The sequence below is a fragment of the Pantoea dispersa genome (assembly GCF_035783935.1).
GTDB lineage: Bacteria > Pseudomonadota > Gammaproteobacteria > Enterobacterales > Enterobacteriaceae > Pantoea > Pantoea dispersa_C.
On the sequence record NZ_JALKOV010000007.1, the window covers coordinates 190,558 to 216,006 of the forward strand.

Sequence of the window (25,449 nt, forward strand, 5' to 3'; positions counted from 1 at the left end):
AATCAAGGAGGACAACATGATAAATAACCAGACGCAGCATATTTCTGCCTCCCTCCGGCATTGGCTACTGGTGCTCTTCGTCATTTCTGTCACCGGCGTATTGTCGGCCTGTCAACGTGCCGATAACACGGAAAAGCGTGAGCGCGCAAAATCGGTAGAGGTCACTTTTTCTGCCGCCGGCAATATCAACAGGAACAGCGAAGGAGAGGCGAATCCTTTGCGCATTATGGTGTATCAGCTCACCCAGCCGCAGGCTTTTATGTCCAGCGATTTTATTACGCTGACGGAGAATAGCGATCCCGAACTGTCACGCCAGTCACAGCTGATTTATGACACCATCATTTTACCCGGTGAAAAGAAAAACCAGATTTTTGACCTGCCCGACAAGGTTGAGCAACTGGGCATCATTACTGCGTATCGGGATATTTCAGACGCACTCTGGAAGGTGAATTATATCCTGCCGGTCAAACCTGAACGTCGCTGGTATCAGCCGACATTGCGCCTCTTTATCCATGAAAAAGCCTGGCTGCCGCATATTATTGTCAGGATGCAGAATCTGACAACTTCAGTTGAATCGGTAAATTAAATCATGAGAACAAATAAAGTTGTCTGGAGTGAAGGCTTATTTCTGCGTCCGCAGCTTTTTCAACAGCAGGAACGTTATCTGGAATATTATGCCCACAAACGCGCAATGACCATTACGCCGTTTTTCTGGGGTTTTTCCGCTTATGAAATTGACCGTGAAGCACTGTCATACGGCAAGCTGGTGCTGCGCGCCGCCAGTGGCGTGTTGCCGGACGGCACGCCGTTTGATATGCCAGGCCATGCAGATTTAACCCTGCCGCTGACTATCGCACCCGAACACCTGGGAAAAATGATTTATCTGGCCGTGCCGCTGCGTCTCGATAATAGCAACGAAACCATCTTTGACGAGTACGACAACAGTTCACTGGCGCGTTTTTGCGGCCATGAAGCGGAAGTCAGCGACACCAATGCGATTCATCAGGGGCCGAAACCGTTACAGCTGGCGCAGTTGCGGTTGCGGCTGGTTTCTGAAAACGAAATGACCGAGTCATGGATTGGCTTGCCGCTCACGCGGGTCCGCGCCATCCAGCCGGATGGCAGCGTTTTACTGCATGCCGAGGATTATATTCCCCCGGTGACAGGGTACGGCGCTAATCCATTACTGAGTGAGTGGCTGACGCACCTGAATGGATTAATCAAAATTCGCGCAGGCATGCTGGCGACACGTCTGTCGAACAGCGATGGCAAGGCCAGTGCCAGTGCAGAAATTGTCGATTACCTGTTGCTGCAGATTTTCAATAAATACGAGCCGCTTCTCGACCATCTGCGTAATATCCCGGAATTACCGCCCATTATGCTCTATCAGGAGCTGGCGAAGTTTGCCGGGGAACTGTCAACGTTCATCAGGGTGAAAACACGCCGTCCGCAGCCGGCACCCGGCTATCAGCACGCCAGTCTGTACACCTCAATCCGCCCGCTGGTGGATGATATCCATGAGCAGCTCAACCAGATACTGGTGCGCGCTGGTCAGATGATCGCGCTGGAAGCGCGTGGTAACGGGGTCTGGTCAGCGAATGTCCTGCCGAATGAACTGCGCGGCTTCAGTAATCTGGTGGTGGCAGTATCCGCCCAGCTGCCAATGGATGTGTTGCAGCATCAGTATCTTTCTCAGGCCAAATTCAGTGCCCCACAGCAGCTGCATGAGCTGGTCCGTTCTCACTTACCGGGCCTGGACATTCAACCGCTTCCGGTACCTCCGCGCCAGATTCCTTACAGTGCCGGCTATGTCTACTTTGAACTGATCAAGAGCGGGCCGTTCTGGGAGCGTATTGCCAGCAGTGGCGCGATAGCCCTGCACGTGGCAGGTGATTTCCCCGGCCTGAAAATGGAACTTTGGGGAATTCGTGACTGATGAGCGAGCATAACGATTTCAGCCTCAACAAGCGCTTATTTGATGGACCGTCTGACGAGGAGGGCAGCAGTCAGGAGCTGGGGCGCTTCTTACTCGATGATTCTGGCGCTTTTACTGACTTCACGCCTGGTGTGATTCATCAGCCAGAGGCGACGGGCGAGCGCTATGACAGCAGCCGGCTTCGCAGCGACAGTATTCATGAGCGCGTGGACCGCGTTAAAAGCGCGCTGTCACCGTTGCTGGAAGCCGCACTGCCCTTATTGCGTGCGCTGAGTGAAATCCCCGAGCAGGTTAAAGGAGTTCAGGAAGCCAGCCTGCTGAAAGAGACGCTGAAAAGAGAGATTACCCTGTTTAGCGTGGTGTGTGATGAGGCCGATATCTCGTGGAAAAAGATGGCTATCGTGCGCTATTGCCTGTGTACCGCCCTGGATGAAGCCATTCTGGCCTTGCCGTGGAGCCAGGAGGTGAAATGGTCGCAGAGCAACCTGCTAAACCATTTCGAAGGTGATAACGACGGCGGCGTGAAGTTCTTCCTGCTGGTCGGGCGGCTTTCAATGTCGCCACAGGAATATACCGACGTGCTGGAAATCCAGCTGCTGATTCTGGGGCTGGGCTTCGAGGGTCGCTACAGCATTGTGGAAAACGGTGAACGCCAGCTCAACCGTATTCGCCAGCGGTTGCTGACGTTACTGCAAAGCGCCCGTGAAGATCGCGGCACACTGCTGGCACCCGACGCCATTCCTTTGCGCACCAGACAGCAGCGCTTCGGCTATACCATTCCGGTTCGTGTCTCTGCGTTATTAGCGGGCGTCATCATCGCCGGCAGTTTCATTTATGCAAAATATCACCTCCTGATCCCTGAAAGCCGGGTCATCACGCGCATTGATGCCGCCGCGCGTTTGCCAGAAGTCATTCCGCCTCAACCGGTTGCCCGCCTGCGGCTGGCAACCCTGTTGCAGGCGGAGATTGCACGCAAACAAGTTAGCGTGGACGAAACGCCGGAACGCAGCCTGGTGATTTTCCGCGGAGACGGCATGTTCAGAACCGGGACGTTCGAGGTGCTGGAAAATACCCAGGATGTGCTGCGTCGCGTGGCGCAGGAGATCCATCGCGTTCAGGGTAACGCGCGCATCGTCGGTTACACCGACTCACAACCCATCAACAAGCCAGGGATCCCCAATAACCAGGTGCTGGCTGAAAAACGCGCAGCCAGTGTGGCGCAATGGCTGGAGAAAGCCGGTATCGCTGCTGAACGTATTCAGGTCGAAGGCAAGGGAGACAGCGATCCCGTTGCCAGTAATGCCACCCCGGAAGGGCGAGCACAGAACCGCCGCGTCGAAATATTAGTCAATTATTAATGGACAAAACATGTCAGTGTTTAATCGAGTTTTTTCAGGAACAGGCTTAAGACGCTTCGCCCTTATCGCGTTTTTTGCGGTGCTGGCGGCGGCAGTCTGGTTTCTTGGACCCTGGTTTGGATTGGGTGAGGTTACGCCCTGGGCCAGTGTTGAGAGCCGCATTATTATGCTGGTTCTTTTGCTGGTTCTTTTGCTGGTAATGTTGCTCCTGCGCTGGAACCGCTTGCCGCTGTTTCTGGACGTCGCACTGCTCGTCATGGCGCTGGTGTGGATCATTGGCCCGCACATCATGACTGGCGAGCATTACCCGCTGAACAGCCAGATCAATCGTTGGGTGGTGATCGCTCTGCTGCTGATAGTGACTGCACTGTGGGGCTTCTGGCGTTTTTTACAGGCACTGGCTGTCAATCCTGATCTGTTAAACAGGCTGCGAAGCCAGAAGGTGACGTCCGGGACTAAGCCAGACCTGCGCGCCATCAATCAGACCATTCGTGCCGGCGTCAAATATACTCAGCGAATTCACCGTGCGCTGCCGTTGTGGCGTCGTTTTTTCAGCTTCACCGACAGCAAAAACAGCCTGCCGTGGTTTATGGTGCTCGGCAACGGGCGTGCGGGCAAAACCACCATGTTGTTCGCTTCCGGGCTGGATTTTCCGCTGCCGGATCAGCTCAACCGGCAGGGGCGGGAAAACCCACCGACAGAAAATATCGAGTGCCTGTATACCAATGAGGCGCTGTTTCTGGATACCTCAGGTAAATATCTGCTGGACATACCGCAAGCCCGGCAGGAGTGGCATGGCGTGCTGGATGCATTAAAAAAGTATCGCCCGAAGCGCAGCATCAATGGCGTGGTGATCGCACTGTCAGTGGACGATGTTTTGCATAAAAATCAGGCGGACCGCCTCGCGATTGCGGCGGCATTGCGTTCACGTCTGAGCGAAACCCGCGAGAAACTGGGGCTGCGTTTTCCGGTGTACGTCAACATCACGCGCATGGATATGCTGACGGGGTTCAGCGCCTATTTTCGCGATTTGACCGCAGCAGAGCGTGAACAGGTTCTCGGCGTCACTCTGCCTTTTGCGCGCCAGTCAGCGATGAGCGCGGCTGAGTTGGGTAGCGACATCGCGCAGGCATTGAGCAAACTGGAAGAGCGTCTGAGCAGTGCGCTGTGCCAGCGCCAGCTGGAAGAGTATGATGTGGCCGATCGCAAGCTGATGTATGCATTACCGCAGGACTTCCGTTTGCTGGCAAAAAGCGTGACAGAAATGTTGCAGCACCTGTTTTTATCCTCGCGTTACGATGAAACGCAGTTCAATACCACGCTGCGCGGCATCTATTTCACCAGCAGCTGTCAGCCGGATGATAACGGGCTACTCAATAACAATACGGTGATTCAGCGCTGGCGTAATGTGGTTAATAACCATGCTCCCGACACCGCGACGTCTTACAGTATCAGGCGGGCAGAAGAGGGGGTCATCAATGCGGCCGCCTGGGGTAAACATTACTTCCTGCGTCAGCTTTTTACCGAGGTCATCAGTGCCGACCGCGATTTAGTCCGTTCCAGTTTGCGGATGCGCACGCGGGATCGCCTGCGAAACTTCGCCGGGCACCTCGCCGCCGTGCTGCTCACGGTCTGGCTTACAGGGAGCATCGTCACCAGTTTTCAGTTGAATCGCGACTATCTGGCCACCCTTGATCTCCGCACGACGCAATTAACGGAAAAAGTGGCTGATTATGTCACTCATCCCCAGCAGCAGCTGTTACCCGGCGTGTTGTACAGTACGCAGGTGCTGAGCCAGTATCCGGGTCTGGATATTGATGAACCGCCACTGCGCTGGCGCTACGGTTTGTATACCCCCGCTGCGGTTGAGCGCCGTGCAGACAAGCTCTACACCTTCTTTTTGCAGCATGCCTTACTGCCCAAACTGCAGGAGCAGGCGGCCACCACTTTAAGCAACGCTGTTGATGAAAATGATGCCAGCGCCACCTGGAACGCCTTAAAGCTTTACCTGATGCTTAAGGGCGAGGGCGATACCGACCGCCATTTTCTGCTCGCGCAGATCAACCGGCAGTGGAAAGCGTCAGAAAGAATCGATGCCTATGGCGAGCAATCCACGTTTGACAGCCACCTGAATGCGCTGTTCTCTTCACGCGGCTGGCAGGAGAAGGCCCGGCAGATCGATCCGGTGCTGGTGAAACGTGCCAGAGATCTGCTGGCACAGAGCCCGCAAACCACCCGCATCTGGCAACATTTCCAGCAGAGGATGATGGCGGAAGCCCCGCCTGATGTCACTCTGCAGGCGATGGTCGACCCACAGGCACCCATGATTTTTAAGCTGGTTTCTCCGGAGGATGAACAGGATGGCGTGCCGGGGATCTTTACCCGTGAAGGCTGGCGAAACCTGGTAAAAAAGCAGCTGGCCACGTCGCTGGTCGGCTTACAGCGTGAGGATAGCTGGGTACTGGGAAAACCGGCGATGGTCGTCAACCCGTTAACACTGCGTGATGAGATCCTGACGCTCTATCTGCAGGAGTACGCCCGGCAATGGCAGCGTTTTCTGTCGCGCATCCGGCTCATTCCCATGGGTGGCCAGCAAAATCTCACGCTGGATGTGGCACTGCTGAGAACGCTGGTGGCGGATAATTCACCGCTGCGCAGTCTGCTGGAACGCGCAGTGATGGAGACGACGCTGGCGGAAAGTCGCGATAAAGCGTTGCAGGATGCCCTGCAGCAGGAAATCAGAACCGGCCGCCTGGTGCAGCAGGCAACGCGTCTCAAACAGGGCATTGATTTTCGTGAGCAGCGTCTGGTGAATCAGTATGTGGATTTTCCGTTCAGCTCGCTGCGCCGCTTTGTCGGCGGGGAGCAAAGCAGTGGTGGCTTCAACCCAAACCAGACGCTGGGACTGAGCCGGTTGATGAATTTGCTGACCGATCAATACACCCGTTATGTGGTGTATAACAGCGCGCTAGATGATGGCGATGTTCCGGTGATGGGACCGGACAATGCCAGGCTGGCGGCGGAGTCGCGTACCTGGCCGGAGCCTGTCAAAGGCATCCTGATGCCGCTGCTGGGGCGGTCGAATGACACCATCAAAAAAAGCATTGTCAAACAGAGCGTGACGGCTATCGACAATGGCATTGGCCAGATTTGTCGTAACACCCTGCAGGGACGCTATCCGTTTTCCCCTGGCCAGCAGGAAGTCTCACTGACGGAGTTTGAGCGTTTCTTTGCGGCTGACGGGGTGGTGGATGGCTGGTTCAAACAGCATCTCGCTGACAAAGTCGATACGTCCACCTCGCCGTGGCGCTACAAAGGCAGCGAAGGCGGACAGGGGCTGGCTTTCTTTGAGCAGGCAGCGGCGATTCGTGACGCCTTCTTCGATGCTGACGGCCGCAGAGTGTCACTTAACCTGACGGCGCATGTGCATTACCTGTCACCCGATATCTCTCAACTGACGCTGAACATGGGCGGAGAAACGCTGCGTTACTCCCATGGCCCGGTGATCCCGCAGGTGCTGCACTGGCCAGCGAGTCGGCTGATGTCTCCCGTCAGGATGACGGGACAGCGGCTGCCCTCGTCCGCGATGCCCGATCTCACTTTCCCCGGAGCATGGTCCGTTCTGCGCTGGCTGGACAGCGCGAAGCGCGTGGGCAGCAGCGATAACGGGGAAGGGCAAATCTATCAATGGTCGCTGGGTGGCAAGCCGGTGCAGCTGGATATTGCCGGCCTCGGCAGGGGTCATCAAACCCTGCAGAACATCCTGCGTGACATGCGTTGTCCCGGGTAAGGAGCGCGCTGCATGTGGATGAATCGCGGCATTCCCGTTAATCGCCTGCTGGCTTTTCTGCCCGGGATGGCTGATGAGAAAAAACAGTGCGGTAAACGCAAGGCACTGATCGCCTCACTCCGATCGTCGCTGAGTCTGGCAACGCCATCACTGCTGCCGCAGCCGGCGCTGGATCATTATCCCTGGTGCTTCGTACTGCCAGCACCACATGTGTCCAGCGGATTGTATCTGACCGGCGCGTTCGTGGTGGCGGAAGAACCCTGCACGATAGCGGGGGTTGCCGTTCTGCTGCGTGGCACCGATCTGGGGCGCCTGCTGAAACAGGACAGCAGCCTGCCGTTCTGGATGATGCGCGCGCTGGCCGGAGGGGGTCAGCAGGCCGATCCGGGTGCATTGCGTGAACAGATTGCGGCCGACTGTCAGCCGCTGGTGGCGCGAATGACCCTGCCACGCTGGCAGCAACACCTCCGGCCGGTCACGCGCCATGCTCAGCTCCTGCATCGCCTCAGTCAGATGCATTGTGAGGCGGATTTCGTGCTGGAAGGGAAGCGGGCTGTCGATGTCATGCCATGGCGGCACTGGCCTGACTGCGTGCTACACACCGGGTATCTCTGGCTCTGGCGGCAAAATCGCCAGGGACAAATCATTGAATCGCAGCGGAAATCGCTTGGTAAACCCATGACATGAGCGCGCAGGCGCTTGCACTACCCATCGTATATCAGGAATGACTATGTCGAGGACGATAACACTTAGCAGCCCGGCGATGCCCATGTTATTGGGTGAACCGGCGCTGATTTTAAACCGCGTTGAGGGCGAGGAAGCTTTTTCCACCCTTTATCGCTATACGCTGCTGGTGAAAACACCGGCAAATCCATTGATCCCGTGGCAGTCCGCTTCGAATGTGGATATTAAAGCGCTGATCGGCAAAGAGATGACGGTATTCATCGAACTTGACGGCAACGGACTGGAAAAACTCACCGGCGTTGGCCGTGGCCAGCGGGAAATTTCCGGACTGGTGGAAAAAGCACGCTATAAAGGACGTGATGCCAATCAGGCACTGTTTGAAATTGTCATCCGGCCGTGGTTATGGCTCACCACGCTGACCACCGATTTTAAAATTTTTCAGCAGAAAAATGTGGTCGAAATTATCGGGGAGGTGCTGGCTGACTATCATTTTTCTTTCGAAAAACATCTCACTGCCCATTACCCGAAGCTGGATTATCAGGTGCAATATGGCGAGACGGACTTTGATTTTATCGAACGTCTGATGGAAGAGTGGGGAATTTACTGGTTCTATGAACATCAGGATCAGAAACACAAGCTCATTCTCGTTGATCATGTGGGGGCGCACAAAGCAACCAACAGTGCGGCCTACCATGTCATTGATTATCTGCCCGATGAACCCAAGGCTGACGCAGAATATATCGCGGTGTTTGAACATCAGGAGATGCTGACCAGCGGCCGCTGGGTCACGAATGACTATGACTTCACCAAATCGCGCGCCGATATTCTCTCTATTGATGTAAAAGCACGAAAAACCAGCTTTAACGACATGGAGGTATTTCACTGGCCTGGCGATTACGAGCAACCGGCGATAGGTGAGCAGCTGGCGCGCATTCGCGCCGAAGAGCGAGGCTGCCGCGGTTCGCGTTCCTCGGGCAGTGGGCAATTGAGGGGGATGGTTTGCGGGACGTATTTCACCCTGGCAGGTTATCCGGTCGAAAAGATCAACCGTGAATACATGGTGATCTCCAGCGCTTTGCAAATACAGGAAATCAATCAGGTCACGAATGAAGAGACCTACAGCGTTGACTGCCAGTTTACGGTACAGCCAACCACCAAAATTTATCGCCATCCGCAGAAGGTAAGAAAGCCCCGCACCTATGGACCGCAAAATGCGATCGTCGTCGGGCCGGAGGGGGAAGAAGTCTGGACGGATGAATATGGCCGGGTAAAAGTCCGTTTTACCTGGGATCGTTATGGCGTCAACCGCGAATCAGACTCCTGCTGGCTGCGTGTCAGCCAGGCCTGGGCAGGAAACAATTTCGGCGGTATTTGTATTCCCCGTATCGGTCATGAGGTGATCGTGGATTTTATTAACGGCGATCCTGACCGTCCGCTGATCACGGGAAATTTATACAACAACGTCACGATGCCCCCCTGGGAGTTACCGGTCAACGCCACGCAAAGTGGACTGATCAGCCGCACTATTGGCGGCGGAAAAGCCAACTATAACGGTGTGCGTTTTGAAGACAAACCCGGTCAGGAGTTTTACTGGGAGCAGGCAGAGCGCGATATGGACCGACTGACCAAGCGCAATGAGACGCAATCTATTGGCGTGGATTCTGATATTAGCGTTGGGTCAAACCGTAAATTGGTGGTCGGAACCGATTACACCAAAAACGTCGGGGCTAACGCGACTTACGCAATCGGTTCTAATTCCAGCCTGCAGATTGGATCCAACAGCGACATTGTTGTCGGCTCGAATTACTCTAAAACGGTAGCCAGTGCGTACACCAAAATGATTGGCAGTAGTGCCAGCGTTCAGATCGGATGTACCTACAGTATGTCGGTTGCCGCAGCGCATTCCACCAACGTGGGGGGCGCCAAGATGGTTAATGTCGGCGGCGCCATGCTGACTAACGTCGGTGGCGCACACATGATTAGCGTGGGCGGGGCGGCCACGCTGGCGGTCGGCGGCGTGATCAGCATCGGTGCGGGTGGGGAAGCCATTCTTACGGCCAATACGGTCAAGATTATCGGCAAATCACGTGTTGTGATTCAGGGCGGTATTGTGGAAATCAACCCGGGCGATTGCGCTGCGGTCGCAGGAGGCGGTTTGGGACTGGCCAGTCTGGCAGGACTGGCCGGACTCGGCGGACTGATGAAAGCCCGCCCGGTGCTGGGCTGCATGGCTTTACCGTTGCCGCTTCCGGTCTTGCCGGTATGGCCGCCGATTCAGACGCCGGAGCCAACCCTGACGCCAGAACCGACGCTAACGCCGACGCCGACAGAAACACCGGAACCGACTCCAACGCCGACAGAAACCCCGACGCCGACAGAAACACCAACGCCGACGCCGACAGAAACACCAACACCGACACCAACGGGGTCGGCAACACCAGAACCGTAATCACCACGGCGCATCTGCCGCAACATGGGAGGACCTTCCTCCCATTTATCTCCCCAATGCAAAGGAACAAAAAAATGAAACCAGCTGCCCGGGTCAGTGACTCAATTAGCCATGGTGGCAACATTGTGAGTGGTTCAGGCGATGTGATGATTAACAGCCTGCCTGCGGCGCCGGTGGGAATCAGCAATGCTGTTTGCAGTATCGATGGCTCAACCGTGGTGGCGTCCGGTTCAGGTACGGTGCTGATCAATAATCAGCCCGCCGGACGTCTGTCAGATTCAACAACATGCGGCGCCACGATTGTTTCGGGCTCCGGCAATGTGCTGATTGGCGGATAACATGCAAATTCAGATTGTCTGGCCTGAACGGGCTGGCCGGGTTTCGCTGCTGTCGCACCATTGTCAGCAGCAGCCGCTGTGCTTTGATGTAATTACCGGCCAATTTAGCGCGCAACGGCTAACCGATGCCAGCCAGACCTTATTCTGGCTACGTCATCAGCGGCTGATCGTGGCTGCCGAAGCGAGGGATTATGTTTGCCTGGTGGATGGGCAGTCGCTGGAGCAGGGTGAGACGCAGACGCTGCGAAACGGTTCCCGGATACAGGCTGGACCATATTTGCTGCAGGTGTTTGACGATGTCAGTGCAGCCCGGTTAACGCCCTTGCTGCCGGTTGAAGGGGATATTCCAGAACTGACATCGTTAATTAATCACGGTGGGCATTATATCCCTTATCGTGACGCAGCCCGGTACACCAGCCACAGCGTTAACGATAATGATCCCCTGAAATCACTGGCACAGGAATATAAGCACTATCTGCTGTGGGGCGAACAGCAAAATATCTCCCGGGGTAATGAGCAGCAGCACAACGAGCCGCTGCGCGAGAGTTTCAGTGACAATATGAATATACAGGATGGAATAAAAAATAAGACCGTCACAGAGTGCGTGGTAGAAAATAGCGTCATGATGGCGCGCATCTTCAAAGACCTGATGATTGATGCTCAGGATTTACCAGAAGATGAAGAAGTCTCCGTCGAGCTATTACGCGAATTAGCACCAGAGCACCTGAAACCGATCGAAAAGCGCGCGGTATCGGAATTGGTTTATCGCGAGCTGTATAAACTGGGGCTGGATAGCCACTTATAAAACAGGAAGGATATCGTCATGAATATTAAAGGATTAACGGGCCAGCAAACTCTGGCACAGGCGGTGGCGGCAGTAAAAGCGCAACCCACCCGCAGTGATTTGCGTATGCAGCTTTGTAAATACTATTGCCTGCACGCTGACTGGGACCGGGCGCTCCGCCAGCTGGAGATTGTCGCGAAAACCGACCCGGAGTCGCTACGCCAGTGCGAACTGTATAAAAATTTAATCCTGAGTGAGCGGTTACGTAGCCTGGTGCTGGCGGGAGAGCGTGAGGCAGGCAATCTGGGTGACGCGCTTCCTGAGTGGTGTGACTTGCTGAGTAAAGCGAATGCGCTCTGCCATGCCGGACAGGAAGAGGAAGGTGAGCAGTTGCGACAGAGCGCACTGGAAGCAGCCAGTGCACTGGCGGGATACAGCGATGAAATGGGGCATTTTGCGTGGATTGCTGACGGTGACGATCGGCTGGGCCCGGTATGCGAATTTATCTCCGCCGGCGGTTATCGCTGGGTGCCATTGGCTGACATCGAGCGGCTTAGTGTGGAACAACCTGCCGCGCTGACCGATCTCATCTGGGCACCGGCCACGCTCACAGTGAAAGGGCGTCACTACAAAGGCTATATTCCATCGCGTTACCCGCTGACCTGCGATAGCGATACACGTTTTTTACTGGGAACACTCACGGAGTGGCAGGAGAATCCACAGGGTCGTTTTACCGGGAACGGGCGCAAAATGTGGATCACCAGCAACGGAGAATACGCATTATTTGCAGCAGGCGAGATTCATCGCTGAACGGAAAGGATGAGATGAAAGAAAAAAAACCATATTTACCATGCTTGCTTGAACGTTTACTGGATGATGAGCCGAGAAAGAGGGAAGAAACCTGGGATAAATTTCATTTTGATCAGCGAAAAATGAAGTCGTTAATTATGGAAAATATCAGCGAGATCCTGAATAACGCCAACATTGAGCCACAGCTGGATGCGTGCATTCATCGCGAAGTGGTAAGTTCGGTGCTTAATTACGGCGTTTCTTCTCAGGTTGGCAGTTACTCAAATACGCACAACTGGAACAGACTTGAACATCTTATCCGTGAAGCACTGATTCGCTTTGAACCCCGTCTGCTTGCGGATAGCATTATTGTGAGCCTGAATGGTGAGCGTCGCTCTCCGGTTAAACAGGGCATTATCAGCTTCACTATTCATGCGCTGGTAAACTGGTCGCCACATCCCTTTGATCTGAGTCTCGGTGCACGGTATGAGATCGAAACCGAGAGCATTAGTCTGCAATTATCCTGAGGTCGGGAGTAAACAGCGCGACGCGCTACCCCTTTTCCGATGCGCGTCAGCTACAAATCCCTGGTTGTTACGGGTTGTTTTATCTCGCTGCCGTGACGGTTATTAAGGTTTATTTTACTCATTAATCACAATAACCGATTAGCTTATCGGCATGCTGCCCTGACTTCCGTTTCAGGGCTTGCGCAAATGTAAGTTGTTCGTCATCAATCTTCATGCGAAAAAACGCATGTTTTTCCTGTCAATGACATATTTCGTCAATAATTCCCTTTTCTCCGGCTATTCTGTAAGTATTCATCATCCGACTGGTATACTGGCGGGATAAAACATCCTGCTTTGTCTCAAATACAGCGATATCAGTGCGTTAAAAAAGGCTGGCCGATGCCGGACGCAACGTATAATAAGCGTTCTCCTACAGATTATTCCGGGTTGTGTCGCTATCGTAGCCTGACTTAGTGCGACACGTAATTTGTGCTATTTGTCTTATTCTATGCCAGGACATCAGATCAAAATGAAAAAAGTGATCATCGTGGAAGATCATCCTGTTGTTCGATTTGCCGTCAAAACACTGCTTGAAAGGGCGGAGATGCTGGTGGTGGCAGAAACCGACAATGGGGTTGATGCAGTACAGCAAACCCGCGATCTGTTACCTGATTTAGTGCTGCTGGATATTGGTTTACCTAAAATCGATGGATTACAGGTTTTAGAGCGACTGCGTGCACTGGAACTGCCACTAAAAATTCTGGTTCTGACTTCACAGGAAAGCGCCCATTTTGCACAACGATGCCAGCAGGCAGGCGCTGATGGCTTCATCACTAAAATGGATGGTCTGGGCGAACTGACCGATGCTATCCGCGTGGTGATGCGCGGATACAGTTATTTTCCCCGGTATGATCAACCTGCACCGCTGCCGCCAACGGGTGAGATCAATGACAGCACGCTGCTTAATCACCTTTCCGACCGCGAGTTGAGCGTGCTTATCCATATTGCGAAGGGACTGGGCAATAAACAGATTGGCGACCGGTTATTATTAAGTGAAAAGACGATCAGTACCTATAAACATCGCCTGAAGCACAAACTTAATGCTCAAACCGTGATCGAATTAATAGATTTCGCCAGACGTAATCAACTGCTTTAACAGGCTGCCAGCCTGATGAATATGACGCTACAAACCGTAATCACCGGTGACAAGGCTGATAATGGATCGTCAGATTGAAGACGCAATGATGAAATTAATGGTGACGACGCTCAACGATGATCTGGCCAGAATGGCACGACTCAGTCTGCCAGTTGACGCTATTCAGGTCGCCGATGTGGTTCATCGCATTACGGGGAGTTTGCGCATTGCCCGGCAAAGTCGTCTGGCGCAGGCCTGCATGCACCTTGAAGCGCAATGCCGTGCTGGCATAATCCCGGGCTCTGTTCTTGATGCCATGTACAAGAATTTGTATCAGCAGCTTGAAAACTATTTATTGCGTCTGCGCCAGGTCAGCAAGCTGGCGGATGTGATAGAAGAGAACGATTAACCAGGCAGGCAAAAGCGGACATATCGCACCCTAGCCAAAGCCGCGTTGCTGCGCAAAGCCGAGGAGTTCGCTAACATTACGCGTTCTCAATTTTTTCATCATATTTCTTTTATACGTACTGATGGTTTTATGGCTCAACCCCATTTCATCAGCAATCATTTTATTCGTTAAACCCAAACCTAACTGGCGCAAAATCTGCAGTTCCCGTCTTGTCAGTGCGGCCAGTGAACAGTGCGCGGCTAGTATATGCTTACCCTGATGCTGTAAAAAGCGCGGCTCAGGTAATGCCTTATCTCTTCTCCCGGCAAGAAAAGTGAGCGCCTCGTTGATGGCGTCAATTCCCTCACTTTTGTGCAGGCAACCCTGCAGGGAAAGGCTGGTGCCGCGCAGAAGCTAGGCTGCACTTTCTGATGCGGTAAAAACGAGGCAGCGCAGGGGTTTTCCATTGAGCGCGACCCGCTGTAAATCGTCCAGGGCTAAGGCGGGCAGCGATAATGGATCGATAATTAACAGGTCGGCCTGACCGGTATTCACCGCAGCGACTAACTGGTCGGCATTAGACGTTGAAGTGATGAGGCTATCGCCCCGGGTTGTGACAAGATGTTCAAGTCCATCGCGCATGATGGGATGAGCATCATAGATAATTATTTTCATAGTGAGCCTGAACGGATGTAATGATAAATGAGCACGCTGGTCAGCAGAGGAAAAATTATGCCATGACATTTTTAATAAATCATTGAGGGTGACGATACTTTACCGTTTACCTATTAATGTAAGACATTACCTACAGCCAGATAAGCATTCGATGAGCCGACATAAACAATGCCATCGTTATTATTGTGAGCTTGTTCATCATGGAGCCAGCTAATGAAATATAATGATCAGGCGAATAAAATCTCGGTTGCTCTGCTTGATGATCATCCTTTGGTGCGTTATTCCTTTCAGCACATCGCCCTGCGATATCCGTCCATTCACGTCTCAGGCTGTTTTTCCCGTAGCCATGAGTTAATGGCGTATTTACTGCGTGCGCGCCCCGATGTTGTGGTGCTCGATTACCGGCTTGATGACGGTGAGTTAGATGGGTTGGCATTAATAAATCATATTCTGACTTCTCATCCTGATGTGCGGATTCTGCTGATGTCTTCGGTGGTAACCAGGGCGATTGTTTATGCGGCTTTTCAGGCGGGCATTAAGGGCTATATCAATAAATGCGAAGAGAGTGCGCGCTATTTTGAAGCAATTTACACCGTGGCGGCGGGCGAACACTATTACCCTGCCCATGCTGATTTCCACTTGCCGCAGCCGGCAGCCACACAAGGTCGGGACTTCCGTCCGGATAAACCCGGCTCAGTGCTGTCATGGCATCAGCACCTGAGCGCCCGGTTGACGCCCTGTGAGGCAGAGGTGATTGGTTGTTTTATCCAGCGAATGACAGCGACAGAAATTGCGGCAAAATTACAGCGCAGCGGTAAAACCATCAGCGGTCATAAGCAGTCTGCCAAAAAAAAACTGGGCGTCAGTTCTGATTCCGAGCTATTAAAATTATATGCTGATCGGCATAGCAAGCCTGATGACAGCTGACAACGCAGGCGTCAAGACATTATCCTGGCCGGATGGGTTTTATCCGCCAGGGTGACAAGGTTAACCACCGGCGTTGATTCAGCAGACGGGCGATAACACAATGACATGATGCGTGGCATTAACCCGCTAACGGCTAAAGCCTGACACCGCGCCAGTAAGGCGTAAACAATGAGCGGAGAAAGTCATGCACTCTCTTGATGTGCAGGTGATAAGAACGGCGCAGCACTGGGCGGAAGCGCAGCCGGTATGGCTGTGTACCGTGCTCAGCACCTTCGGCTCGTCGCCGCGACCGCCAGGCGCGATGATGGTGATTCGCGCGGATGGGCGCTTCAGTGGTTCACTTTCCGGCGGCTGCGTGGAGGAGAATTTCATCGCCCGCGTTCAGCAGCAGGCATTCAGCGCCGCCAGCCAGCGGGTGCGTTACGGTGAGGGTGGTGATACGCCCGATCGCGCACTACCGTGCGGCGGCGTGCTGGATATTCTGGTTGAGCGGCTGCCGGCAGGCGCAGCGACGTTACGCTATCTGCAGCAGCTGGAAGATGCGCTGACCGGCGCGTATGCCATCACCAAACGGCTGACGCTGCCGCAGCCGTGCCATGCACTCGAACCGGCGCCGTATACCCGCCGCACCCGGACACAGATCACTGACGGTGAAATCATTCTGACCCTCAGCGCTGCGCCGCGATTGGTGATTGCCGGGCTCTCCAGCGTGGCGCTCTACTGTGCTAATTTCGCGCTGGCGCTGGGATTTGAGACCATCGTCTGTGAGCATCGCCAGGACGTACTGGACACAATGGCGGCTGAGCTTGCACCGGACGTCAAACTGGTGCAGCAGTTTCCGGCCGTGTATCTGGAACGCGAGGGCTGTCATGCTGCCACGGCGATCCTCTCGCTGACGCACGATGCGCGCATCGACGATCTCACCATGATGGAAGCGGTCAACCTGCCAGCATTTTATCTTGGCGCGATGGGGTCGCAGCGCAACAGCCTGAAGCGCAAAGCGCGGCTGGCTGAGATTGCTGAGCTGACGCCGGCACAGCTGCAGCGCATCCACGCACCAGTTGGACTGGATATCGGCAGCAAAACCCCGGCAGAGATCGCGCTGGCAATCATGGCGGATATCGTGCGTCACAAAAACGGTCTGGCGGACACGGACGGCCTTAGCCCGAAGGATCCCGCGTCAGAGCAAGCGTAATCCGCTGAACGCTTCACAGGTGCCACGACGCAATAACTCAGCAACGCCGAATTTTCGCGGCGCGAATAATTAATAAGCTGCGCTTTATGTTTCATGATGTGATTTACGCTTGTGCTTTACCGGTAACATCTTATCTTCAAAGAGGTGCGTTTAAACACCTAAACGAAGAAGGGGTATGTATGGCAAAGCGTCACTTGATTAAATCCATTGAAATTTCAGCCATTGTAATCTTCGCGCTGGTGATTGCCTGGCTGGCAGTTCATCAACCGGCCTCGATCATGCGTGGCCTTATCCACATCAATAACGGAGTCCGGCACCAGGGAATTCAGCAGCGCTTAAAGATAACCACAGGTAATCACACAGCTGATGTTTCAAAGTATAAAAGAAAAAGACCGTACGGGCGTATTACTGCCAGCCAGTTAAGCAACTGGCTGGCATGACAGGCGAATGCTTGTCAGTTAAGTATGCTGTTGCTGGTATAAACAACGATCGTTAAAAATAATCAGGCTTTAAATGGCGCATACCGGTGCGCCCGAAAATTATCACCCTCGCTAAGGAATGATCCGCGCAGCGCGAAGTTGGGCAAACAGCGCAAAGAACATTTCGTCGGTGGCCTGATGGCCGTTGAAACCCGCCCGGCGTATTTTGCTGCCATCACCAAACATGTCGTAGTCCCAGCCAAAAACAAAATCCGCAAACTGACCATCATTAAGCTGCAAAATATCGGATTCAATGAGCGTATGTTGTTCGGCCAGTGCACGCCAGACGCTGCGGTAATCCTGGAACAATTGCTGAAATGTCAGCTTCACTGCGGGTGCCGTTTCCAGTTCAAACCAATGTGCAATGGCGGGCCACAGTTCGCTCCAGCGCCAGACATCGCCGTTATTCACATTAAACGCCTGGTTTTGAGCGCCGGGCGCCTCTGCGGCCCATAACGTTGCCCGTGCCAGTAGCGTCGCATCTGTATGGTCAACAATACTGTTCCACGTCCGCCATGAACCGGGAAAGCGCAACGGCAAGCCTTGTGCTTTGCATAATGAAGCATAAAGCGCGATGGTCAGCGCCAGATTCATGGCATTGCCGGGCACTGCGCTGCCCACCACGCCGGGGCGCAATGCGTGCCAATGCCAGCGTTTCCCGCGCTGATATTCACTTAGCCAGCGTAACTGCTCAGCATTGAATTCAGCACCGGGCACGCCTGGATCGCTTTCTCGCGCCGGCGTTTTGAACGGTCCTAAATGCGCGCCATACACTTTGTATCCTTGCATCAAACTGACAGTGCGTAACGGCGCGACGTTTTCAATATGAGTGACCAGGTTGCGCAGCATCGTCACATTAGGTTCCACCATCTCCTGCCAGTTAGCCGCATTAAGCCATGCGCTGTAGAAAATATGTGTGACCTGATGGAGCGGTGCTAACGCCTGTGCGCTGTGTTGCGCATCCAGTAAATCCACACTGATCATTGGAAACTCATTCCGTGAAGTAGTCTGGCGTGAAAGTCCAATCACCTGCCATTGATGTTGCTGCAAAGTGTTTACCAGCTGGCTGCCAACGATGCCGGTTGCGCCGGCCACTAAAGCAACGCGTTGTTGTTGAGACATGATTTTTCTCCTGAGAACAAGACATGCTCAGTGTTATCTATTAACTTTATTGCTGATATCCCTCTAATCAGATGTCACTTATCAGAAAAATCATTAAATGAATAATAAACTCAACGCCATCAACACGTTTATCCGCGTGGCAGAAGCCGGATCTTTTTCTGCCGCCGCACGCCAAAGCGGAATGAAGCAATCTGCGGTTAGCCATCAGATTGCCGCGCTGGAGGAAGATCTGGGTGTGGTGTTGCTGCATCGCACCACGCGAGCCATGGCACTAACCGAGCAGGGCGAGCGTTATTTGCAGCAGATGCGGCCACTGCTTGCCGCGATGGTGGAATCTGAAAGCCAGCTGCGTCCCACGCAGCTAGCGTTGCAGGGCAATGTACATATCCAGTTGCCGAGCGGTTTAGGCCAACTATTCCTGCCGCATTTGTTGCGGTTGCAGCAGCACAATCCAGAACTGCATCTGAATATCTCGCTCGACGATCGCATTGCTGAGCTGGTGAGTGAAAGGGTGGATATCGCCCTACGCCTGAGTGAAACACCGCCAGAACTTTTTCCGGCGCGTTTACTGGCGCGTATTGAAACACCACTGTTTGCGGCACCGGAGCGTTTGCACCAGCAGCCGATTACCTCACCAGAAGAGCTGGCTTTTACTCCGCATGTGCGTTTCAGCGCCATCGCTCACGATGCGCCGTTAAAGCTGATTGGCGAAGATTCAACGCTAGCAATTAAGGTGAACACGGTGTTTCGCGCTAATAACAGCGAAGGATTATTACAGGCTCTGCAAGCCAATATTGGCGTTGGCGGCATGCAATTACCGTTGGTCTCAGAAGCCATAAAAGCGGGGACGCTGGTGCGGATTCTGCCTGAATATCGCCTGCCTGACCGATTTCTTTATGCCGTTTTCCCTGATGCTCGCTTTATACCCTTGCGAGTCAGACGCATCGTGGAACTGATTGAACAGGTTTTGGCAGATTGAGGGAGATGTGAGGTTACGGTCACAATAAGTGATGTAATACCGTTCAGTTAAGTACCAAATTCAATTACCGCACATTTCGTAGCGGCGCGATTCATCGCGCATACGAATGGCAGCACCGTGCCCATCTATGCTTTGCGCAATACATTGCGCCGCTACAACTGCGTATGGGCTTTTTTCTGAATGATGGCGGTGAGAGGGGGATTGATATCACCCGGCACATCCGTATAGGGGATTCTCATCCCCCCCAGGTCGGGAGAATATACAAATAAAAATGCCCAGCTGTTAACTGGGCACTTTTATATAAATGATGGCGGTGAGGGGGGGATTCGAACCCCCGATACGTTGCCGTATACACACTTTCCAGGCGTGCTCCTTCAGCCACTCGGACACCTCACCACATTTTTTTGTTAACCGCACTGGGTCAACGGGGCGCTACTATAGGGAGTTCAGCGAGAAGGGTCAAGGGCTATTTTCTCCTTTTTTTCTATTCGCTTAACCTCTGCGCAGATTGTCTTAAGCCTCTCCACTTTGCCGGTTTTGTCATCAAACTATTCCTTAACTGACACAAAAGTGTCACCGCACTGTCGCAGACTTGTCGGCGGAAACATTTGGTTATATCTACGGATAAGGATGCTGATAAATGAAACGCTTGCCTCTTTTCACGCTCTCTCTGCTGGCTTCACTCACCACCACGTCCGCGCTGGCAGAGAGCACCAGCTATCAACGCGCAGCCACTGGCGATATTACCCAGCACGGCGGCGCGCGTCGCCTGAGCGGCGACCAGACCGAAGCGCTGAAAGCCTCATTGAGCAATAGCACGGCGAAGAATGTCATCCTGCTGATTGGCGATGGCATGGGCGATGCCGAAATCACCGCGGCGCGCAATCAGGCGATGGGCGCCGGCGGCTTTTTTCCCGGTATTGATGCGCTGCCGCTCACCGGTCAGTACACCCATTACTCGCTGGACAAGCAAACGCACAAGCCCAACTACGTAACGGATTCTGCCGCGTCGGCCACCGCCTGGGCCACCGGCACGAAAACCTATAACGGCGCGATTGGCGTCGATGTCAACGGCACAGATCAGGTCACGCTGCTTGAGCTGGCCAAAGCAGCAGGTAAAGCCACCGGCAACGTCTCCACCGCAGAACTGCAGGATGCCACGCCGGCCGCGCTGATGGCGCACGTGACCTCGCGTAAATGCTACGGCCCGGAGAAAACCAGCCAGCTGTGTCCGGGCAACGCGCTGGAGCAGGGCGGTAAAGGATCAATCAGCGAGCAGCTGCTGCAGACCCGTCCGGACGTCACGCTGGGCGGCGGGGCCAAATCTTTCGCTGAACACGCTAAAGCGGGCGACTATCAGGGCAAAACCCTGCGCGAGCAGGCCGAAGTGCGGGGATTCCAGCTGGTCGATAATCTCGCCGCACTGAACGCGGTACAGCAGGCGAATCAGCAACAACCGCTGCTGGGCCTGTTCTCCGACGGCAATATGCCGGTGCGCTGGCTGGGACCGAAAGCCAGCTATCACGGCAACCTGGATAAACCGGTCGTGACCTGTGAGGTCAACAAAGACCGCCCGGCATCAATGCCAACGCTGGCGCAGATGACGCAAAAGGCCATCGACCTGCTGAGCCACAACGACAACGGCTTCTTCCTGCAGGTGGAGGGCGCATCAATTGATAAGCAGGATCACGCCGCCAACCCGTGCGGTCAGATTGGTGAAACCGTCGATTTAGATGAAGCGGTGCAGGTGGCGCTGGCCTACGCGCGTGAGCAAGGCGATACGCTAGTGGTGGTAACCGCCGACCACGCGCACAGCAGCCAGATCGTTGAGAACGGCACCAAAGCACCGGGCCTGGCTCAGGCGCTCAACACCAAAGACGGCGCGGTGATGACCATCAGCTACGGCAACTCGGAAGAGGATTCGCAGGAGCACACCGGCAGCCAGCTGCGCATCGCGGCCTACGGTCCGCACGCGGCGAATGTGGTCGGCCTGACCGACCAGACCGACCTGTTCTTCACCCTGAAGCAGGCGATGGCGCTGAAATAAGCGCGTCAGTGCGGGCGGATGCGCAGCACCAGCAATCCGCCCAGCACCAGTCCGCCTGCGGCCAGCAGCAGCGCAGGGTGCAGGGAAGCAAAAATCTGCACGCTGGCCGCGGAGATCAGCGGCCCGATCAGCTGGCCAGTGGCATAGCCTGACGTGAATATCGCCACGGTTTTAGCCACGCTGATATTGGAGACGGCGCGCGCCAGCTGCATCGTCAGTTGCATAATCGAAAGAAATCCCAGCCCGACCATCACCGTTGAGATCAGCAGCCCGCTCACACCCGGGATGAGCACGCCGCTGGCCACGCCCAGCCCCTGCAGGACCATAACCCAGGCCAGGCTGAGGCGCGTATTCAGACGCGCTGAAAACAGCATGATCAGTACCACGCCAGCCACTGCGCAAAGTCCAAACAGCGGCCAGAAAAGTGCTGCCAGCTGCCCCCGGGCAAACAGGCTGTGCGCCATTTGTGACAGAAACGTCGCGGGCAAAATGTAGCCGAAACCGGCCAGCGTATAGGCCAGCCATAGCCGTTTCACCGCGCGACCCGGTGCCGTCGAGGTACTTTCCCGCTGCCGTGCAGGCAGCGATGTGGGCAGCGCGCGCCACACCAGCAGCGCGCCAGCCAGTGCCACCACGCCGTAGAGTTGCCAGGCGCGATCGTCATTCAGCTGTAACCGGGTGATCAGCCACGCCAGCACGCCGCTCAGGGTGATGCCGGCTCCCGGGCCGGCAAACACTGCGGCGGACATGCGCGGCGCCTGCTGTGCCAGCACCATCTGCGTCCAGGAGGTGACGATAATCAAAGCCCAGGCACCACCGACACCCGCCACCAAACGGAACAGGCACTGCAGCGCCCAGGCATGACTAAAGCCGGAGAGCAGAGTCACCAGCGCGGTGGCCAGCAAACCGGCCTTGAGGTAGCGCGCGTGATGGGCGGTCATCCGGCTTACGTGCAGCGCGCCCAGCAGATAGCCGATGTAATTCATCGCCGCCAGCACGCCAGTGCGCGCGTGTTGATCCGCAGATCTATGGCTTCAGCCGGCAAAACCGGCGCGTTAGCGGACTGCGGCGCGAAGAAGTGGCACAGCTGGCGGCGGTCAGCGTTAGCTGGTATACCTGGCTTGAGCAGGGGCGCGACATCAGTATCTCGCCCGCCGCGCTGCAGCGCATCGGCAAAGTGCTGCAGCTCTCGGTCACCGAGCAGGAGTATCTCGAAGCGCTGGTGTTTGGTAACGCACATTCGCAACCCTTCAGCCATGAATTGCCGCCTGAGGTAAGGACGATGGTGGATGCGCTGGACCCGCATCCGGCGTTTGTGCGCCGCGCCAACATGGATATTGTCTACTGGAATCCGGCGGCGCAGTCGCTGATTGTCGACTGGGCGGCACTGCCGCCGGCGGATCGCAACTCGCTCAAGCTGATGTTCATCAGTGAAGCCTACCAGCAGCGCATTCATGGCTGGGAAGAGGCGGCGCGCCATACGCTGTCGGCGTTTCGCGCCAGTTATGCCGCCAGCAATCAGGCGCAGGAATTCGAAGTGGTGATCGAGGATTTGCTGGCGCGCAGCGCCGGGTTTCGCACGCTGTGGAATGACCATGATGTGGGGAAAATCGGCGCGGGCAATAAAACCCTGATTGATGTCGAAGGGCGGATGCAGACATATACCTTTACCTCACTGCAAATTGAGCAGGCTCCGGGTATGCATCTGATTTTCTATCTGGCGCACTAACGCGGCGTGCGCGCATCGGGCGCACGCCGCCGGAGAGATTACAGGCCGCGCTGTGCCATCAGGCGTGCGAGGTCAACCAGACGGTTGGAGAAGCCCCACTCGTTATCGTACCAGGCAAGGATTTTCACCAGGTTGCCGCCAATCACCAGCGTCGATAAGCCGTCGATGATAGATGAGCGCGCATCGCCCTGATAATCGCTGGAGACCAGCGGCTCATCGCTGTAGCCAAGAATCCCCTGTAGCGGACCGGCGGCGGCCGCGGCTTTAAACGCGTCATTCACCTCTTCGGCCGTCACGTCGCGTTTCAGCGTCACCGTCAGATCCACTACCGACACCACCGGCACCGGCACGCGCAGCGAGTAGCCGGTTAAGCGGCCATCCAGTTCCGGAATCACCCGGCCGAGCGCTTTGGCCGCGCCGCTGGAGTACGGCACAATTGACAGCGCCGCCGCACGCGCGCCGCGCAGATCTTTTTCCGGCTGGTCGTGTAGCGCCTGACTATTGGTATAAGCATGGGTGGTATTCATCAGACCGTGTTCAATACCAAACGCCTGATGCAGCACCTGCGCGGCGGGCGCCAGGCCGTTAGTGGTACAGCTGCCGTTGCTCACCACAAAGTGCTGTTGCGGATCGTAGCGCTGGTCGTTGACGCCCATCACAATCGTCAAATCATCATTTTTGCCCGGCGCAGAGATAATGACGCGTTTGGCGCCGCCGTGGGTGATATGCACCGCGGCTTTATCCCGTTCGGTGAAGAAGCCGGTAGCTTCAATGACGATATCCACGCCTACTTCACGCCAGCGAATATTGGCCGGATCGCGTTCGCTGAACACGCGCACCGCTTTGTCATTGATGCGCAGCTCGCCGTCGCCAGCACTGACTTCGGCCGGCAGCCGGCCAAGCAGGGAGTCGTGCTTCAGCAGATGCGCCAGCGTTTTGCTGTCGGTGAGATCGTTGATCGCCACAATGTCGATGTCGCTGCTGCCCAGCGCGGCGCGGAATACGTTACGTCCGATACGGCCAAAACCGTTAATGCCTACCTTGATCATGACTGACTCCTTAGTGAAGTAACTGCAGTCACTGTAGGCCGGAGGCGCGCTGGCGTAAACGCCAAAAAAGGATCACTTTACGCCATTTTGCGGCTGTGAAAGCGCTGGCGATATTCGTTGGGCGTGAGATGCAGCTGGCGCTCGAAGCTGCGCCGCAGGTTGATACTGCTGCCAAAGCCGGTGGCGATGGCAATGCGTTCCAGCGTCTCGCGCGTCTGCTCCAGCCGTTCGCGCGCCGCCGCCAGCCGCGCTTCTGCCACATAGCGCGCCGGTGAAACGCCGGTTTCGCGGCTGAACACGCGGGTAAAGTTACGCGGGCTCATCGCCACCTGGGCCGCCAGTTTCTCCACCGACAGGTCTTCCGCCAGATGAGCGGCGATCCAGTTCTGCAGCTGTCCCATCGGCCCCGACTCGCTAACGGACTGCAGGTGAAAGCGACTGAACTGCATCTGGCCGCCGGGACGACGCAGATACATCACCATATCCTGCGCGATGTCGCGCGCCGCGCTGAAACCAAAATCTTCCTCTACCAGCGCCAGCGTCAGGTCGAAGCCGGAGCTGACGCCGCCGGAGGTCCAGACTGGCCCGTCCTGAATATACAGCGGACCGCCTTCCACCTGGACGCGCGGATAACTGGCCTGCAGCGTCTCCAGCAGGCGCCAGTGGCTGGTGGCGCGGCGGCCATCCAGTAAGCCGGCCTCGGCCAGCAGCATCGCCGCACCGCAAATCGACACCACGCGCCGTGCCTGTGGCGCAGCCAGCTTAATCCAGTCCACCACCATGCTGCGCTCTTCAGGATTATCCCCGCGCCCGGTAATCATGATGGTGTCCCAGTGCTCGCGCGGATCGAGTTCGGCCAGCTTGAGGTCGGCGAGCAGATTGAGGCCGGACTGGCCGTGGATCACCTGATGCGGCTGGGTGGTAGCAATGCTGATGCGATAGCGTGCGCCAGCAACGCCCACCGGCAAATGCAGGTTGGCGTGCATCAGGATGTCGGCGATACCCGCCGCTTCGAACAGCATGCCGCCGTCCGGGACAATGATCAGAAAGGTTTTCATGGCGTAAAATGTACCTGTGCCACGAAAGAAGT

The 25,449-nt window shown here is 55.3% G+C and carries 24 protein-coding genes and 1 tRNA gene; 18 read left to right on the plus strand and 7 right to left on the minus strand.

What is annotated here, in order from left to right:
• Positions 1–16 precede the first annotated feature (16 nt).
• The 12 genes from tssJ (at position 17) to MXF20_RS15120 (ending at position 14,178) form a co-directional block, all read left to right on the plus strand.
• Positions 17–586 (plus strand): type VI secretion system lipoprotein TssJ, encoded by a 570-nt coding sequence (gene tssJ, locus MXF20_RS15065; RefSeq protein ID WP_325970074.1) that lies wholly within the window; start codon positions 17–19, stop codon positions 584–586.
• Positions 587–589: 3 nt separating this feature from the next.
• Positions 590–1,936: a type VI secretion system baseplate subunit TssK gene (tssK, locus tag MXF20_RS15070; protein ID WP_325970075.1), complete on the plus strand. Its 1,347-nt coding sequence runs from the start codon at positions 590–592 to the stop codon at positions 1,934–1,936.
• On the plus strand, positions 1,936–3,294 hold the full coding sequence (tssL, locus tag MXF20_RS15075) for a type VI secretion system protein TssL, long form (protein WP_325970076.1): 1,359 nt from the start codon (positions 1,936–1,938) through the stop codon (positions 3,292–3,294). The genes tssK and tssL overlap by 1 nt, the downstream gene beginning before the upstream one ends.
• A 199-nt stretch (positions 3,295–3,493) precedes the next feature.
• Positions 3,494–7,084, plus strand: a complete 3,591-nt coding sequence (gene tssM / locus MXF20_RS15080; protein WP_325970077.1) for a type VI secretion system membrane subunit TssM — start codon at positions 3,494–3,496, stop codon at positions 7,082–7,084.
• 12 nt (positions 7,085–7,096) lie between these two features.
• A complete protein-coding gene (locus tag MXF20_RS15085; protein WP_325970078.1) occupies positions 7,097–7,771 on the plus strand; it encodes a hypothetical protein in 675 nt (224 codons plus the stop codon).
• 76 nt (positions 7,772–7,847) lie between these two features.
• The gene (locus MXF20_RS15090; RefSeq protein ID WP_325970176.1) at positions 7,848–10,217 is read left to right on the plus strand and encodes a type VI secretion system Vgr family protein; all 2,370 of its coding nucleotides are present in this window, start codon (positions 7,848–7,850) and stop codon (positions 10,215–10,217) included.
• A 74-nt stretch (positions 10,218–10,291) separates the two neighbouring features.
• Positions 10,292–10,555 carry a PAAR domain-containing protein gene (locus MXF20_RS15095; RefSeq protein WP_325970079.1) on the plus strand — a complete coding sequence of 88 codons (264 nt, stop codon included), beginning with the start codon at positions 10,292–10,294 and terminating at the stop codon, positions 10,553–10,555.
• Between the two features lies 1 nt (position 10,556).
• The gene (locus MXF20_RS15100) at positions 10,557–11,360 is read left to right on the plus strand and encodes a TagK domain-containing protein (RefSeq protein ID WP_325970080.1); all 804 of its coding nucleotides are present in this window, start codon (positions 10,557–10,559) and stop codon (positions 11,358–11,360) included.
• Between the two features lie 18 nt (positions 11,361–11,378).
• Positions 11,379–12,149: a type VI secretion system accessory protein TagJ gene (locus MXF20_RS15105; RefSeq protein ID WP_325970081.1), complete on the plus strand. Its 771-nt coding sequence runs from the start codon at positions 11,379–11,381 to the stop codon at positions 12,147–12,149.
• Between the two features lie 14 nt (positions 12,150–12,163).
• Positions 12,164–12,655, plus strand: coding sequence for a type VI secretion system baseplate subunit TssE (locus MXF20_RS15110; RefSeq protein WP_325970082.1), 492 nt, complete (start codon positions 12,164–12,166; stop codon positions 12,653–12,655).
• Between the two features lie 508 nt (positions 12,656–13,163).
• Complete coding sequence (locus MXF20_RS15115; protein ID WP_325970083.1) at positions 13,164–13,790, plus strand: response regulator transcription factor; 627 nt, start codon at positions 13,164–13,166, stop codon at positions 13,788–13,790.
• A gap of 61 nt (positions 13,791–13,851) precedes the next feature.
• Positions 13,852–14,178 (plus strand): Hpt domain-containing protein, encoded by a 327-nt coding sequence (locus MXF20_RS15120; protein ID WP_325970084.1) that lies wholly within the window; start codon positions 13,852–13,854, stop codon positions 14,176–14,178.
• A 30-nt stretch (positions 14,179–14,208) separates the two neighbouring features.
• On the opposite strand, the gene MXF20_RS23445 is transcribed toward MXF20_RS15120, so the two are convergent.
• Both MXF20_RS23445 and MXF20_RS15125 read right to left on the minus strand, forming a co-directional pair.
• Positions 14,209–14,568, minus strand: coding sequence for a response regulator transcription factor (locus MXF20_RS23445; protein WP_418936858.1), 360 nt, complete (start codon positions 14,566–14,568; stop codon positions 14,209–14,211).
• A 3-nt stretch (positions 14,569–14,571) separates the two neighbouring features.
• A complete protein-coding gene (locus MXF20_RS15125; RefSeq protein WP_325970085.1) occupies positions 14,572–14,832 on the minus strand; it encodes a hypothetical protein in 261 nt (86 codons plus the stop codon).
• 213 nt (positions 14,833–15,045) lie between these two features.
• Here MXF20_RS15125 and MXF20_RS15130 point away from each other — a divergent pair, with 213 nt between their 5' ends.
• From MXF20_RS15130 to MXF20_RS15140, 3 genes are all read left to right on the plus strand, one after another.
• A complete protein-coding gene (locus MXF20_RS15130; RefSeq protein WP_325970086.1) occupies positions 15,046–15,759 on the plus strand; it encodes a response regulator transcription factor in 714 nt (237 codons plus the stop codon).
• Positions 15,760–15,943: 184 nt separating this feature from the next.
• Complete coding sequence (locus MXF20_RS15135) at positions 15,944–16,954, plus strand: XdhC family protein (RefSeq protein WP_325970087.1); 1,011 nt, start codon at positions 15,944–15,946, stop codon at positions 16,952–16,954.
• Between the two features lie 179 nt (positions 16,955–17,133).
• A complete protein-coding gene (locus tag MXF20_RS15140) occupies positions 17,134–17,394 on the plus strand; it encodes a hypothetical protein (protein ID WP_325970088.1) in 261 nt (86 codons plus the stop codon).
• A 111-nt stretch (positions 17,395–17,505) separates the two neighbouring features.
• On the opposite strand, the gene MXF20_RS15145 is transcribed toward MXF20_RS15140, so the two are convergent.
• On the minus strand, positions 17,506–18,555 hold the full coding sequence (locus MXF20_RS15145; protein ID WP_325970089.1) for an SDR family oxidoreductase: 1,050 nt from the start codon (positions 18,553–18,555) through the stop codon (positions 17,506–17,508).
• Between the two features lie 97 nt (positions 18,556–18,652).
• Here MXF20_RS15145 and MXF20_RS15150 point away from each other — a divergent pair, with 97 nt between their 5' ends.
• The gene (locus tag MXF20_RS15150; RefSeq protein ID WP_325970090.1) at positions 18,653–19,534 is read left to right on the plus strand and encodes a LysR family transcriptional regulator; all 882 of its coding nucleotides are present in this window, start codon (positions 18,653–18,655) and stop codon (positions 19,532–19,534) included.
• A gap of 308 nt (positions 19,535–19,842) precedes the next feature.
• On the opposite strand, the gene MXF20_RS15155 is transcribed toward MXF20_RS15150, so the two are convergent.
• Positions 19,843–19,930, minus strand: a tRNA-Ser gene (locus MXF20_RS15155).
• A gap of 244 nt (positions 19,931–20,174) precedes the next feature.
• On the opposite strand from MXF20_RS15155, the gene phoA reads away from it, so the two are divergent.
• Positions 20,175–21,581 carry an alkaline phosphatase gene (phoA, locus tag MXF20_RS15160; RefSeq protein ID WP_325970091.1) on the plus strand — a complete coding sequence of 469 codons (1,407 nt, stop codon included), beginning with the start codon at positions 20,175–20,177 and terminating at the stop codon, positions 21,579–21,581.
• 5 nt (positions 21,582–21,586) lie between these two features.
• Here the strand turns inward: phoA and MXF20_RS15165 are convergent, their stop codons facing one another.
• Entirely contained in the window at positions 21,587–22,567 is a 981-nt protein-coding gene (locus MXF20_RS15165) for a YbfB/YjiJ family MFS transporter (RefSeq protein ID WP_325970092.1), read from the minus strand.
• 38 nt (positions 22,568–22,605) lie between these two features.
• Between MXF20_RS15165 and MXF20_RS15170 the strand changes: the two genes are divergently transcribed.
• Positions 22,606–23,310, plus strand: coding sequence for a helix-turn-helix transcriptional regulator (locus MXF20_RS15170; protein WP_325970177.1), 705 nt, complete (start codon positions 22,606–22,608; stop codon positions 23,308–23,310).
• A gap of 38 nt (positions 23,311–23,348) precedes the next feature.
• Here the strand turns inward: MXF20_RS15170 and gap are convergent, their stop codons facing one another.
• Positions 23,349–24,359, minus strand: a complete 1,011-nt coding sequence (gene gap, locus MXF20_RS15175; RefSeq protein WP_325970093.1) for a type I glyceraldehyde-3-phosphate dehydrogenase — start codon at positions 24,357–24,359, stop codon at positions 23,349–23,351.
• Positions 24,360–24,436: 77 nt separating this feature from the next.
• A complete protein-coding gene (locus MXF20_RS15180; protein ID WP_325970094.1) occupies positions 24,437–25,417 on the minus strand; it encodes a GlxA family transcriptional regulator in 981 nt (326 codons plus the stop codon).
• Between the last annotated feature and the right edge of the window lie 32 nt (positions 25,418–25,449).

What these genes read in the sequence shown, in the direction of transcription:
- tssJ (WP_325970074.1), top strand. Translation starts at nt 17, where the DNA reads ATGATAAATAACCAGACGCAGCATATTTCTGCCTCCCTCCGGCATTGG.
- tssK (WP_325970075.1), top strand. Translation starts at nt 590, where the DNA reads ATGAGAACAAATAAAGTTGTCTGGAGTGAAGGCTTATTTCTGCGTCCG.
- tssL (WP_325970076.1), top strand. Translation starts at nt 1,936, where the DNA reads ATGAGCGAGCATAACGATTTCAGCCTCAACAAGCGCTTATTTGATGGA.
- tssM (WP_325970077.1), top strand. Translation starts at nt 3,494, where the DNA reads ATGTTGCTCCTGCGCTGGAACCGCTTGCCGCTGTTTCTGGACGTCGCA.
- MXF20_RS15085 (WP_325970078.1), top strand. Translation starts at nt 7,097, where the DNA reads ATGTGGATGAATCGCGGCATTCCCGTTAATCGCCTGCTGGCTTTTCTG.
- MXF20_RS15090 (WP_325970176.1), top strand. Translation starts at nt 7,848, where the DNA reads ATGCCCATGTTATTGGGTGAACCGGCGCTGATTTTAAACCGCGTTGAG.
- MXF20_RS15095 (WP_325970079.1), top strand. Translation starts at nt 10,292, where the DNA reads ATGAAACCAGCTGCCCGGGTCAGTGACTCAATTAGCCATGGTGGCAAC.
- MXF20_RS15100 (WP_325970080.1), top strand. Translation starts at nt 10,557, where the DNA reads ATGCAAATTCAGATTGTCTGGCCTGAACGGGCTGGCCGGGTTTCGCTG.
- MXF20_RS15105 (WP_325970081.1), top strand. Translation starts at nt 11,379, where the DNA reads ATGAATATTAAAGGATTAACGGGCCAGCAAACTCTGGCACAGGCGGTG.
- MXF20_RS15110 (WP_325970082.1), top strand. Translation starts at nt 12,164, where the DNA reads ATGAAAGAAAAAAAACCATATTTACCATGCTTGCTTGAACGTTTACTG.
- MXF20_RS15115 (WP_325970083.1), top strand. Translation starts at nt 13,164, where the DNA reads ATGAAAAAAGTGATCATCGTGGAAGATCATCCTGTTGTTCGATTTGCC.
- MXF20_RS15120 (WP_325970084.1), top strand. Translation starts at nt 13,852, where the DNA reads ATGGATCGTCAGATTGAAGACGCAATGATGAAATTAATGGTGACGACG.
- MXF20_RS15125 (WP_325970085.1), bottom strand. Translation starts at nt 14,832, where the DNA reads ATGAAAATAATTATCTATGATGCTCATCCCATCATGCGCGATGGACTT.
- MXF20_RS15130 (WP_325970086.1), top strand. Translation starts at nt 15,046, where the DNA reads ATGAAATATAATGATCAGGCGAATAAAATCTCGGTTGCTCTGCTTGAT.
- MXF20_RS15135 (WP_325970087.1), top strand. Translation starts at nt 15,944, where the DNA reads ATGCACTCTCTTGATGTGCAGGTGATAAGAACGGCGCAGCACTGGGCG.
- MXF20_RS15140 (WP_325970088.1), top strand. Translation starts at nt 17,134, where the DNA reads ATGGCAAAGCGTCACTTGATTAAATCCATTGAAATTTCAGCCATTGTA.
- MXF20_RS15145 (WP_325970089.1), bottom strand. Translation starts at nt 18,555, where the DNA reads ATGTCTCAACAACAACGCGTTGCTTTAGTGGCCGGCGCAACCGGCATC.
- MXF20_RS15150 (WP_325970090.1), top strand. Translation starts at nt 18,653, where the DNA reads ATGAATAATAAACTCAACGCCATCAACACGTTTATCCGCGTGGCAGAA.
- phoA (WP_325970091.1), top strand. Translation starts at nt 20,175, where the DNA reads ATGAAACGCTTGCCTCTTTTCACGCTCTCTCTGCTGGCTTCACTCACC.
- MXF20_RS15165 (WP_325970092.1), bottom strand. Translation starts at nt 22,567, where the DNA reads ATGAATTACATCGGCTATCTGCTGGGCGCGCTGCACGTAAGCCGGATG.
- gap (WP_325970093.1), bottom strand. Translation starts at nt 24,359, where the DNA reads ATGATCAAGGTAGGCATTAACGGTTTTGGCCGTATCGGACGTAACGTA.
- MXF20_RS15180 (WP_325970094.1), bottom strand. Translation starts at nt 25,417, where the DNA reads ATGAAAACCTTTCTGATCATTGTCCCGGACGGCGGCATGCTGTTCGAA.